Genomic DNA, 13,171 nt, shown 5'->3' with positions numbered 1-13,171 from the left:
TCTTCTGCGCCCCCATTCACCTCTTTCGACCTGACAGGAGTAAATTATTATGGCAATCGAATACGCAGTTATCGCTGGCGGCTGTTTCTGGTGTACCGAAGCGGTATTTAAGGATGTGATCGGCGTAGAGTCGGTAGAAAGCGGTTATACCGGCGGTGCTCGTCCTAATCCGACTTATGAGCAGGTCTGCAGCGGTGCGACCGGTCATGCGGAAGCGATCCGCATTGGCTTCGACCCGGATAAAGTCAGCTTTGGCGATCTGCTGGATATCAGCTTTGTGACGCATGATCCGACCCAGCTTAACCGTCAGGGTAATGATATTGGCACCCAGTATCGTTCCGCCATTTTCCCGGCCAATGCAGAGCAGGAAGCGGAAGCACGCGCTGCCATTGCCCGCGCTCAGGCTGACCATGATGTGCCGGTGGTGACCACCATTGAGCCGCTGAAAGAGTGGTATCCCGCTGAAGCTTATCATCAGGATTACTGGGAAGGCGCGGGCCAGCGCAACGGCTACTGCATGGCGGTCATTCCACCGAAACTGCAGAAGCTGCGGAAAAGTTTCGCTAACAGAGTAAAGAGCTGATTCCGGCATCAGTCGGGGCGGCGTCTGACCAATAACGAGGGTGAGAACGCCGCCCCGGTTTATTTGCTGCCATAAAACTCACCTGACCGGGCTCATCAGGATGGCGGGATGTGGCCGGTAAAACGGCGGGTTTTATGCCGCAGTAAATCGATTCGTTCAGAGCTTAAGCGAATAGATCAAAAGAGAAAAATAGTGCTTGACCGTTTTCAACCGACTCCCTATAGTACCGCCCCGTTGACCCATCGCGGTCAGCGAAGTAAATCTGGTGAGGTGTCCGAGTGGCTGAAGGAGCACGCCTGGAAAGTGTGTATACGGCAACGTATCGAGGGTTCGAACCCCTCTCTCACCGCCATCTTCAAAGAAGAGCCTGAACTTTTGTTCAGGCTCTTTTTTTTTGCATATTTCTCTCTGAGAGAGCGTGATAACTCCCGCCGGGGAACGACCACGTGCGCAGCCCCTGCCCCACAATAAGAAAACCCGGCCGGAGCCGGGTTTGGGCGCTACACTTCTACTCAATCAAACGCTAGCTATACGCGTGCAGGGTGCGCTGACACAGCGCAGAACGCACACAATCTTCTTTGCCGAAGCGTACAATGCCAACCATCTCGTCCTCTTCGAAACGCGCCAGCGCGTCTGCGAGACCGGAAGGCACCCCAGCGGGCAAGTCGCACTGGGTAATATCGCCGTTAACAATGACCGTGACGTTTTCGCCCAGTCGGGTCAGGAACATTTTCATCTGCGCGGCGGTGACGTTCTGCGCCTCGTCCAGAATTACCACAGCATTTTCGAAAGTGCGACCACGCATATAGGCGAACGGTGCAATCTCTACCTTGGCAATTTCCGGACGCAGACAATATTGCATAAAGGATGCGCCAAGACGTTTAACCAGAATGTCATAAACCGGGCGGAAATAAGGCGCGAATTTCTCAGAAATATCGCCGGGAAGGAATCCCAGATCCTCATCTGCCTGCAGTACCGGGCGCGTAACGATAATCCTGTCGATATCCTTATTAATCAGGGCCTCAGCCGCTTTTGCGGCACTGATCCAGGTTTTACCGCACCCGGCTTCACCGGTTGCGAAGATCAGCTGTTTTCTCTCTATGGCGTTAAGATAGTGCGCCTGAGCTTCATTACGGGCTTCAATCGGCAACCGGTCACGCGTATCGCGCGCCATGCCAATGGCATCCAGTCCACTCATATGCACCAGCGAAGTGACCGACTCTTCTTCACGCTGACGATGACTTCTTGAGTCACTACGAAGCACTCTTCTTGCTTCACGACGCGCTTTGATCACTGCTTTCTGTCTTCCCATAGTGGCACCTTTCAGTTGGTTTCATTTCCTGCGTCAGGCCGGTGGCCCGTTGCGATAACGTGAACGCTTTAGAGGTTTCAGTTGGCTTCCTTTTGAGCCATGACAGGACAGGATAGTGGGTATGCAGCAGCGCAATAGCGTAGCTGAACACCGGATAAAACAGGATGCGATAAAACAAAAGAGATGGTTGAAGGAAGGAAGAAATAACGAGGCAGAATTGCCCTCGCGGTCAGGCGCAATCTATTTACTGACAGTGACTTTCCATTAAAGACTCGACCCATGCGCGAACTCCAGTGTGATACATCAACACATCCGATTACGCCTGTTTAATAAAGTGCACCATTTTGTTGGGCCTTTGCAATAGTAATTTTACCTGCTGGCAAAAGAATTGCTAATCACGTGTATGTATTTCTTTTAAGGCAAAATGTAAAATCTTTTAATTACAGTGTATTAGCTTATTTTATATATGCCAGACAACCGCTGAAACTCAGTTTAACCTCAGCCAGCAAAGCACGAAAACCGTAAAACGTGGGCGACCAGAACAGGGACGCCCACAGTGGTTGAATTTTAATCAGGCTTCCAGCAACGACTGCGCTAAATAATGGCTGGCGTCTGGTACACCGGGCAAAACAAAAAAGTAACCGCCACCAAAAGGCCGGATATATTCTTCCAGCGCTTCGCCGTTCAGGCGCCGCTGCACCGTGAGAAAGCCGCGTTCCAGATCGTGCTGATAGCAGACGAATAGTAACCCCATCTCCAGCTGTCCCGATGCAGAGATACCCGCGGAGTAACTGTAGCCGCGCCGCAGCATCAGGCTGCTTGCCGTCTCTGGCGTGCGGGGGTTGGCAAGACGGATGTGCGCATCCAGCGCAATTACCTCACCGTCCGGATCACGGGCGTAATCCGGAACGTCGCGCTCATGCTGCATCCCCAGCGGCGCGCCACTTAATTTCTCGCGACCAAAGATAGTCTGTTGCTCGCCCAGCGGCGTGCGATCCCACATTTCGACGTGAAAGCGGATTAACCGTACAGCCTGATAGCTGCCATTGCGCGCCCAGACCGGTTCGTCCTGATCGTCGGTCACCCACAGCAGCTGATTCATCAGAGCAGGGTTGTGGGTATCCGGATTGGCGGTGCCATCTTTGAAACCCAGCAGGTTGATCGGAGTCTCCTGCCCCTGACTGCGCGCGGCGTGATCGGAGATAAAGCCTTCACGCCGCCAGCGTACGCCAAGCAGGTCAGGCGTATGCTTGATGATATCCCGCAGGGCATGAATCACCGTATCCTGGGTGTTGGCACAGAGCTGCAACAGCAGATCGCCATGACACTGACTGGCATCCAGCGAATCATTGGGAAAGCGAGTCATCGGCTGCAATTTTTTCGGTTTGTGCGGCGCCAGACCAAAGCGTTCATCAAACAGTGAATTGCCGACCGACACGGTAATCGTCAGATTATCAGGCGCGATAGTCGCCCCAAGAATGCCGGAATCCATTGGCGGCAACCGCGGATTGGTGACTACCGGTGCCGGACCGCCCGTGGTCAGGAAGGCAATACGCTGGGTCAGCAACCGGAACAGACGCACCAGCTCCGTTTTATCGCTGCTGAGCAGATCAAACGCCACCAGCATCATCGATGCCTGCTGTGGCGTCGTGATACCCGCCTGATGCTGACCATAAAACGGCTGCATCTGCTGTCGGGCCTGCGGCGTAACCGTCCCCGGCGAAAAGCTGTCGGCGGCGGCTGCATGGAACGGACAGCCGCCGCTCAGCGCTGCCGCGCCACCCAGCAGCCCCAGCCCTTTTAGTAACCGACGACGCGCAGGCTGCGCGTCATCTTCCTTGCGACTCATGATTAATCCAGACCCAGGGTGCCACGAAGTAATGAAAGATCTTCCGCCAGTGCGGTGATCGGTCCTTTCAGCGCGTTACGGTCGGCGCTGGTCAGTTTCTCATAGGATTCAAAACCGGTTTGGGTGCGGTACTTACTCAGGATCGCATCCACTTTTTTGAAGTTGGCGTCAACCTTGGCCAGCAACTGCGGATTGGCTTTGCTTACCATGGGTCGCAGCAGCTCAACGATTTTCTGCGCGCCATCAATGTTCGCCTGGAAGTCCCACAGGTCAGTCCGGCTGTAGCGATCTTCTTCACCGGAAATTTTGCTGGAAGCGACCTCTTCAATCAGACCGGCTGCGCCGCCGACCACTTTAGCTGGCGGGAAGGCCAGTTCGCTGATGCGCACCTGCAAATCTTTCACATCTTTATTCAGCTGCTCAGCGTAGTCCGCCATGCCTTTCGTGCTGTTATCAGCAAACAGCGCTTTCTCCAGACGGTGGAAACCGGTGAACTTTGGATCGGCCGCTTTCTTCTCATAGTCATCTTCACGGGCGTCAATGCTGCCGTCGAGATCGGAGAAGAGCTCCGCAATCGGCTCAATGCGCTCATAATACTGACGGGTCGGAGCAAACAGCGCTTTGGCTTTTTCAACATCACCCGCTTTAACGGCATCAGTAAAGGCCTGGGTGTTGCTCACCAGCTGGTTCACCTGGTCGGTCACATAGGCTTTATATTCGGTGATCGGGCCTTCCAGCTGCAGGCGTGCTGAGGTGCCACTTTTCTCTGCGCCCTCACCGGCCTGCACGATCAGCTTGCCTTTTGGATTGCTCAGCAGCCCACAGGTCATCTCATATTCGCCCGCCTCCAGATTGGCGGTCAGTTTCTGACTGAAGCCCGGCGCGATATTCTCACGCTCTTCAACCACCAGCACCCCTTTGAGGATCTCCCACTCCAGCGCTTTCTGGCTGTTGTTTTTAATCAGGAACTGGGTCTTACCGGCCTTGACCGTTAAGCTCATCGGCTCGCACTGCTTGTCGGTGACGCTTACGGTAACCTGAGGAACCGCCGCGGCCGCCGTTGCGGAGATTGCCAGCAGAGGAAGCAGCAGTGCCTTGCGGCGGAAACGCATTGTCATCTCTCTTTCCCTATCATGTTGCAGGCGTAAGATGCGCCCGTTAAATGTCAAATTACACAGTGGCCGACGCAGCAGAACGCGCAGGCATAAAGAACAGAATCAGCGCCGGGATCAGGTAGGCGAAGTAAACGGTCACTTCACTAACGCTTGGGGACTCCTGATAACCCAGCACCCCTTCCAGCAGGGTGCCGAACAGCGAATGGGTCGATAAGGTATTGCTGAGATCGAAGGCGACATCCTGAAAGCGATTCCATAAACCCGCTTCGTGGAAGGCGCGGATGGCGCCCGCAGCCAGACCCGCGGCGACAAACAGGATGAATACGCTGGTCCAGCGGAAGAAATGGGCCATGTTAAGACGGATACCGCCCCAGTAGAGCAGCATGCCCAGCACGACCGCGGTTGCCAGACCCAGCACCGCACCAATCGGCGGCGCATAACCGACATCCTGGGTAAACGCCGCCAGCAGGAAGAACACCGACTCCAGTCCTTCGCGCGCCACGGCAAGAAACACCATCAGCACCAGCGCCAGACCGCCACGACCTGAGCGTTGCAGCGCCTGATCGACCGCCTGTTCAAGCTCGACCCTGATGTTGCGGGCGACTTTGCGCATCCAGAAAACCATTGAGGTGAGGATCACCACCGCAATCAGCGCCACGATGCCCTCAAACAGCTCCTGCTCTTTCTGCGGGAACTCACCGGTGGTGGCATTGATGAACAGACCCAGGCCCAGACAGAGCCCGGCGGCAATAAACACGCCGGCCCACATCGCGGGAAACCATTGGGTGCGCTGGGTGCGTTTGAGATAGCTGGCTATCAGGCTGACTATCAGCGCGGCTTCAAGCCCTTCGCGCAGCATGATGAGAAAAGGAACAAACATCGCCAACCTCTTGAATGTTAAGCAGCGTCAATAAACAGTAAAATAAGGTAAAGTGTAAACGATACCGATTATCATTATCGCTGAGAAAAAAACAAGTTGCCGGTGGAGATAATTTCATCTTTGAGTGGTTTATCTTTGTAACAAAAAAGCCCGCCCCTTTCGGGACGGGCCAGGCGATTAACGCCTCGCTTATTTTGTCTGGAACTCCGCCTCTGCAGCGGCAAAGCGCTGCTGCGCTTCTGCTGATGGCTCACGGCCCATCAGCGTGAACACTACAATGGCGATGCTGGCGAAAATGAAGCCCGGGATGATTTCATACAGTCCCAGCCAGCCATACTGTTTCCACACCAGCACGGTCAGCGCACCGACGATCATGCCCGCCAGCGCACCGTTGCGGTTCATCCGCTTCCAGCAGACACCAAACAGCACCACCGGACCAAACGCTGCACCGAAGCCCGCCCAGGCGTAGCTCACGAGGCCCAGCACGCGGTTTTCCGGGTTAGCCGCCAGCGCGATCGCAATCAGCGCCACCAGCAGCACCATCAGACGCCCTACCCATACCAGCTCTTTCTGGCTGGCATTTTTGCGCAGTAAGCCTTTGTAGAGATCTTCGGTCAGGGCGCTGGAGCAGACCAGCAGCTGACAGCTCAGCGTTGACATCACGGCTGCCAGGATCGCTGACAGCAGAATACCGGCAATCCACGGGTTGAACAGGATACGCGCCAGCTCGATAAAGACCCGCTCCGCATTGGCGTTAACGCCAACCGCCAGCGTCGGGTTGTTCTGGAACCAGGCGATACCGAAGAAGCCCACCGCCACGGCACCGGCCAGACAGAGCACCATCCAGGTCATACCGATACGGCGAGCGGTACGGATTGAACGATGCGAATCCGCCGCCATAAAGCGCGCCAGAATATGGGGCTGCCCGAAGTAGCCCAGACCCCAGCCGAGTAACGAGATCACCGCGACGAAGTTCAGTCCCTTCAGCATGTCGAGGTTTTCCAGGCTCTTCGCTTCAATCACCGCCAGCGAATCAGACCAGCCGCCGACCGCGATAATCACAAACACCGGCGTCAGGATCAGCGCAAAAATCATCAGGCTCGCCTGAACGGTATCGGTCCAGCTCACCGCCAGGAAACCGCCCACCAGCGTATAGAGAATGGTTGCCGCTGCACCCGCCCACAGAGCGGTCTGGTAACTCATACCAAAGGTGCTTTCAAACAGACGCGCACCGGCTACCACGCCTGAGGCGCAATAGATGGTGAAGAACACCAGGATCACAATGGCGGAGATCACGCGCAGGATTTTACTGTGGTCCTCAAAGCGGCTGGTAAAGAAGTCCGGCAGCGTCAGGGCGTTGTTGTGATGTTCAGTCTGAACCCGCAGGCGACCGGCCACGATTTTCCAGTTCAGCCAGGCACCGATCGTCAGGCCAATCGCAATCCAGCTTTCAGAGATACCGGAGATGAAGATCGCACCCGGTAAGCCCATCAGCAGCCAGCCGCTCATATCGGATGCACCGGCAGAGAGTGCCGTGACCACGCTACCCAGACTGCGGCCACCGAGGATGTAATCATCAAAGTTTTTGGTTGAGCGATAAGCCACAAACCCGATTAATACCATCCCAAGAATATAAACCAAAAAGGTCACCAGCATTGGTGTACTTACACTCATCTGTCTCTCCACTTATTATTTGATATCCCAGAGAAATCGCCAGCTACCCGCCTGCCGGAACGGGGCAAAGCGGGCCGATTTTCTTCGTCAGGGCGTCACTCATTTCCCAGCGGCGCGGTATCCTGCCGGAAAGGCGTTGTGCGCACAATGGATTTAACACAGGCGTTACAGTGATTTCACTAACCGTTTGTGAAAACGTGCTCATAGGTTGCACTCGCTCACAGTTATCCGGTTGCACCATCGTATTACCTGCCTGAAACCCGCTTTTCATCGGGTCTGCCAGCCTGGCGAGGATCTTGCAGCAATATCCGTGCCGCATTGCGGGATTTAACAATCGTCGACGTTAAAAGGGTGTTAACTGGCTCACATTTAACACGGTTGCACAAAGTTGCAACTTAAGTGATAGTGCAGCCAACGCCGTATCGAACCACTATCAAGGAGCTCTGGAGTCATGGCTACAACCACCATGGGTGTAAAACTGGATGACGCGACACGCGAGCGCATCAAACTGGCTGCGCAGCGCATCGATCGCACGCCACACTGGCTGATTAAACAGGCGATCTTTAACTACCTGGGCCAGCTGGAAACCGGCGATACCGTGCCGGAGATCCCGCTTTCTGCTCAGGCGGCCGCGGAGTCCGACGACACCCAGCCAGAGGAGACGCACCAGCCGTTCCTTGATTTCGCAGAGCAGATTTTACCTCAGTCAGTGACCCGTTCAGCGGTGACCGCCGCATGGCGTCGTCCGGAGACCGATGCGGTGCCAATGATGCTGGAACAGGCACGTTTACCGGCGGCGCTGGCAGAGAAAACCCATCAACTCGCTTATCAGCTCGCCGACAAGCTGCGGCACCAGAAAGGGGCAACCGGACGCGCTGGCATGGTGCAGAGCCTGCTGCAGGAGTTCTCTCTCTCCTCCCATGAAGGTGTGGCGCTGATGTGTCTGGCTGAAGCGCTACTGCGTATTCCCGACAAGCCAACGCGCGATGCGCTGATCCGCGACAAGATCAGCAACGGCAACTGGCAGTCACATCTGGGACGCAGCCCGTCACTGTTTGTCAACGCGGCGACCTGGGGCCTGCTGTTTACCGGCCGCCTGGTCTCGACCCACAACGAGTCGAATCTCTCAAGCTCGCTTAACCGCATTATCGGTAAGGGTGGCGAACCGCTGATCCGCAAAGGCGTGGATATGGCGATGCGTCTGATGGGCGAGCAGTTCGTCACCGGTGAAACCATTGCCGAAGCGCTGGCTAACGCCCGCAAGCTGGAAGAGAAAGGCTTCCGCTACTCCTATGACATGCTGGGCGAAGCGGCCCTGACGGCAGGCGATGCCAAAGCCTATCTGCTCTCTTATCAGCAGGCGATCCATGCCATTGGTAAAGCGTCGAATGGTCGTGGCATCTATGAAGGTCCCGGCATCTCTATCAAGCTCTCAGCACTGCATCCCCGCTACAGCCGCGCGCAGTATGAGCGCGTGATGGAAGAGCTCTACCCTATTCTGAAATCGCTGACGCTGCTGGCCCGCTCCTATGACATCGGCATCAACATCGATGCAGAAGAGGCGGACCGGCTGGAACTGTCGCAGGATTTACTGGAGAAACTCTGTTTCGAGCCAGAGCTGGAAGGCTGGAACGGCATCGGTTTTGTGATTCAGGCCTACATGAAACGCTGTCCGTTTGTGATTGATGAGCTGATCGATCTGGCGCAGCGCAGCCGCCGTCGCCTGATGATTCGTCTGGTGAAAGGCGCGTACTGGGACAGCGAAATCAAACGCGCCCAGTTGGAAGGCCTGGAAGGCTATCCGGTCTACACCCGCAAGGTTTACACCGATATCTCTTACCTGGCCTGCGCCCGCAAACTGCTGGCCGTGCCAAGCCTGATCTATCCGCAGTTCGCCACCCACAACGCCCACACCCTGGCGGCGATTTATCAGCTGGCGGGCAACAACTACTATCCCGGTCAGTATGAGTTCCAGTGCCTGCACGGCATGGGCGAACCGCTCTATGAGCAGGTGGTGGGCAAAGTGGCGGACGGCAAACTTAACCGCCCCTGCCGTATCTATGCGCCGGTCGGTACCCATGAAACCCTGCTGGCCTATCTGGTGCGCCGCCTGTTAGAAAACGGGGCCAACACCTCGTTTGTTAACCGCATTGCCGATACCTCGCTGCCGATTGATGAACTGGTGGCCGATCCGGTGAGCGCGGTGGAGAAGCTGGGTGTCAGCGAAGGTGCCATTGGTCTGCCGCATCCAAAAATCCCCCTGCCGCGCGATCTGTATGGCGATAACCGCGTTAACTCTGCGGGTCTGGATATGGCCAACGAACACCGTCTTGCCTCACTCTCCAGCGCCCTGCTGAGCAGTGCCGCACAGCCCTGCCTGGCCGAGCCGATGATCGACGGTGAAGCGGGTGCCGGCGAGTTGCGCGACATTCTGAACCCGGCAGCGCCTGGCGACCGTGTAGGTCAGGTCCGTGAAGCCACAGAGCAGGAAGTTTCTGTGGCGCTGGATGCCGCGGTAAACAGCGGGCCAATCTGGTTTGCCACACCACCGCAGGAGCGTGCCGCCATTCTGGAACGCGCCGCACAGATCATGGAAGGCCAGATGCAGCAGCTGCTTGGCATCCTGGTGCGTGAAGCGGGCAAAACCTACAACAACGCCATCGCGGAAGTGCGCGAAGCGGTTGATTTCCTCTATTACTACGCCGGAATGGTGCGTGACGATTTCGACAACGAAACCCATCGTCCGCTGGGCCCGGTGGTCTGCATTAGTCCATGGAACTTCCCGCTGGCAATCTTTACCGGTCAGATTGCGGCTGCACTGGCAGCGGGCAACAGCGTGCTGGCCAAACCGGCCGAGCAGACACCGCTGATTGCCGCACAGGCGGTTCAGATCCTGCTGGATGCGGGTGTGCCACCAGGCGTGCTGCAACTGCTGCCAGGTCAGGGTGAAACCGTTGGTGCACAGCTGACCGGTGACGTTCGGGTGCGTGGCGTGATGTTTACCGGTTCAACTGCGGTGGCGACACTGCTGCAGCGTAATCTGGCGGGTCGCCTTGACCAGCACGGTCGTCCTGTGCCGTTGATTGCTGAGACCGGCGGGATGAATGCGATGATCGTCGACTCTTCCGCGCTGACTGAGCAGGTGGTGATCGATATCGTCGCCTCTGCCTTCGACAGTGCCGGACAGCGCTGTTCTGCCCTGCGCCTGCTCTGCATTCAGGAAGATGTCGCCGACCATACCCTGAAGATGCTGCGCGGCGCGATGGCGGAGTGCCGCATGGGCAATCCGGAACGCTTCTCGACCGACATCGGCCCGGTCATTGATGCCGAAGCGAAAGCTAATATCGATCGCCATATTCAGGCGATGCGTAATAAAGGCTTCACGGTCTATCAGGCGGTGCAGGATAACCCACAGGACAGCAAAGAGTGGAATAGCGGTACCTTTGTTAAACCGACACTGATTGAACTGGGCCAGGTCAGCGATCTGGATAAAGAGATTTTTGGCCCGGTGCTGCACGTGGTGCGTTTCACCCGCAATAACCTGCCGCAGCTGGTTGAGCAGATCAATGCGTCCGGCTATGGCCTGACGCTGGGCGTACATACCCGCATCGACGAAACGATTGCACAGGTTACGGCGAACGCCCGAGTCGGCAATCTCTACGTCAACCGCAATATGGTGGGCGCGGTGGTCGGCGTACAGCCGTTTGGTGGCGAGGGCTTATCCGGTACCGGTCCGAAAGCCGGCGGTCCGCTCTATCTTTACCGCTTGCTGGCGCATCGTCCGGATAGTGCGCTGCGTCTGACTTTTGATCGTCAGGATGCAGAACGCCCGGCGGACAGCACGCTGCGTCAGTCACTGCTGGCCCCGCATCTGGCACTTAGCAACTGGGCTAAGGATAAGCCTGAACTGGCTGAACTCTGCCAGCACTATGGCGATCTGGCGCAGGCGGGCGTGGTCCGTCTGCTGCCTGGCCCGACAGGCGAGCGCAATACCTTCTCACTGTTGCCGCGTGATCAGGTGCTCTGTCTGGCTGATAACGAGCAGGATGCGTTAATCCAGCTGGCCGCGGTGACCAGCGTCGGCAGTAAAGCACTGTGGCAGGATGATGAGCTGCATCGCACCCTGCTGGCCTCGCTGCCGGATGCAGTTAAAGCTCGCATCACGCTGGCGCGTGACCCGTTAGCGGCAGAGTTTGATGCGGTGATCTATCACGGTGATGCCGATCAGCTGCGTACCCTGTGTGAACAGATTGCCGCACGTGAAGGCGCGATTGTGTCGGTGCAGGGCTTTGCCCGCGGCGAGACCAATCTGCTGCTGGAGCGTCTGCTGATTGAGCGTTCGCTGAGTGTGAATACCGCTGCGGCAGGCGGTAATGCGAGCCTGATGACCATAGGGTAAGGGGCGTTCGCGGGATTGTTCGCTGCGCGAACGGGCTGAGGTGCGGTGCTGAAGCTGGGATGGTTCGCTGCGCGAACGGGCTATGAGAAGGTTTCGTTCGCCTGGTAAGCCAGGCAGTTTCAGATTCGCCTCTGCAGGCGACCGACAAGGGGGCGCCAGTCGCCGCGCCCCCTTGACCCCGGGCTCCGGCCTGCTTCACCGCCGCTTCGCGGTTCCTTCACTACTTCAGGATTTCTCACGGACCAGCGGGACGCGCCATCCCTGGCGCGAGCCCGCCTCTTCGCGACATCCCTGTCGCTCGTCCTGAAATCCCTCATCCGCTCAGCGGTTCTGACGGCCTCCCCACCCCCTCGCTGTTATCTTTTCTTTTTATGTTGGGTTCGCTGTCGCTGTGAGTTTGGGATTGCCTCTGACTTTCGGCTCAGCAGACCGAATGTTATTCAACCTACCCGCTGTTATCTCTTCTTGTTATGTCGGGTACTTTATCGCTGTGGGTTTTTGGGATTGTCTTTGCTATCGGGTCGTCAGACAGAATGGCATTCAACCCTAACCGCTGTTATCTCGTTTTCAGGTCACTAAGAGTGTTGCGGTGAGATTCCGGAATTGAGACTGGCTTTCGGGTCACCAGACAACGCTGCACTAAAGAAAACACAAAGAAATCACCGGCAGGGGTTTCCCAGAGGCGTCCGAAGCGCTGAGGAACAACCGGAGGCCAGGATGAGCCGACAGGACGTCGGCGAAAGGACGGTACGAGCCAGGGATGGCGAGTCCGGACGGTCCGTCGGCCGCAGGGCGTGACGAGGGCACCCCGCTACGCGGGGCGCGCAGGCAGCCGGACGCCGGGATTGTTAAGGGGCGGGCGTCCGCCCCTTGACGCGTCCGCCTGCACAGGCAACCTGAAACTCCCCATCGCCTGGCGGGCGTAACCCTCTCAGCGCTAACGCGCGGCTAAGTGAACTAAGACGCCCCATCGCCTTGCAGGCGAAACCGCTCAGTGCAAGCCCGCTGCAAAGCGAAACCTTATGTATCTTTCCCCGCTTTCAGCGGCCGGAGCCCAGTCAGTCCGGGTGACAAACCCACCGGCAGGGGGTTTGCCAGAGGCGTCCGCAGCGCTGAGGAACAACCAGAGGCCAGGATGGGCCGACAGGACGTCGGCGAAAGGACGGTACGAGCCAGGGATGGCGAGTCCGGACGGTCCGTCGGCCGCAGGGCGTGACGAAGGCACCCCGCACAGCGGGGCGCGCAGGCAGCCGGACGCCGGGATTGTTAAGGGGCGGGCGTCCGCCCCTTGACGCGTCCGCCTGCACAGGCAACCTGAAACTCCCCATCGCCTGGCGGGCGTAACCCGCTCAGTGCAAG

General features: G+C 57.3%; 7 protein-coding genes and 1 tRNA gene. 3 read left to right on the top strand and 5 right to left on the bottom strand.

Features of this window, described 5'->3' with window-relative positions; translation table 11 throughout:
• Window positions 1-49: 49 nt before the first annotated feature.
• A complete protein-coding gene (gene msrA / locus HFD95_RS11915; protein ID WP_010670823.1) occupies window positions 50-583 on the top strand; it encodes a peptide-methionine (S)-S-oxide reductase MsrA in 534 nt (177 codons plus the stop codon).
• A 264-nt stretch (window positions 584-847) separates the two neighbouring features.
• A tRNA-Ser gene (locus HFD95_RS11910) sits at window positions 848-935 on the top strand.
• Between the two features lie 171 nt (window positions 936-1,106).
• Here the strand turns inward: HFD95_RS11910 and phoH are convergent.
• From phoH to putP, 5 genes are all read right to left on the bottom strand, one after another.
• Window positions 1,107-1,895 (bottom strand): phosphate starvation-inducible protein PhoH, encoded by a 789-nt coding sequence (gene phoH / locus HFD95_RS11905; protein ID WP_010258505.1) that lies wholly within the window; start codon window positions 1,893-1,895, stop codon window positions 1,107-1,109.
• A 571-nt stretch (window positions 1,896-2,466) separates the two neighbouring features.
• Window positions 2,467-3,744, bottom strand: a complete 1,278-nt coding sequence (efeB, locus tag HFD95_RS11900) for an iron uptake transporter deferrochelatase/peroxidase subunit (protein ID WP_163798613.1) — start codon at window positions 3,742-3,744, stop codon at window positions 2,467-2,469.
• 2 nt (window positions 3,745-3,746) lie between these two features.
• Window positions 3,747-4,862 carry an iron uptake system protein EfeO gene (efeO, locus tag HFD95_RS11895; RefSeq protein ID WP_167430284.1) on the bottom strand — a complete coding sequence of 372 codons (1,116 nt, stop codon included), beginning with the start codon at window positions 4,860-4,862 and terminating at the stop codon, window positions 3,747-3,749.
• Window positions 4,863-4,914: 52 nt separating this feature from the next.
• Complete coding sequence (gene efeU, locus HFD95_RS11890) at window positions 4,915-5,739, bottom strand: iron uptake transporter permease EfeU (protein WP_010258496.1); 825 nt, start codon at window positions 5,737-5,739, stop codon at window positions 4,915-4,917.
• A 189-nt stretch (window positions 5,740-5,928) separates the two neighbouring features.
• Window positions 5,929-7,413: a sodium/proline symporter PutP gene (gene putP, locus HFD95_RS11885; protein ID WP_167430283.1), complete on the bottom strand. Its 1,485-nt coding sequence runs from the start codon at window positions 7,411-7,413 to the stop codon at window positions 5,929-5,931.
• 451 nt (window positions 7,414-7,864) lie between these two features.
• On the opposite strand from putP, the gene putA reads away from it, so the two are divergent.
• Window positions 7,865-11,812: a trifunctional transcriptional regulator/proline dehydrogenase/L-glutamate gamma-semialdehyde dehydrogenase gene (gene putA / locus HFD95_RS11880; RefSeq protein WP_167430282.1), complete on the top strand. Its 3,948-nt coding sequence runs from the start codon at window positions 7,865-7,867 to the stop codon at window positions 11,810-11,812.
• Window positions 11,813-13,171: the final 1,359 nt, after the last annotated feature.

The sequence above is a fragment of the Pantoea sp. EKM10T genome (assembly GCF_011800685.1).
In the GTDB taxonomy this organism is placed as follows: Bacteria; Pseudomonadota; Gammaproteobacteria; order Enterobacterales; family Enterobacteriaceae; genus Pantoea; species Pantoea agglomerans.
This window is presented reverse-complemented; position numbering and strand designations above follow the sequence as displayed.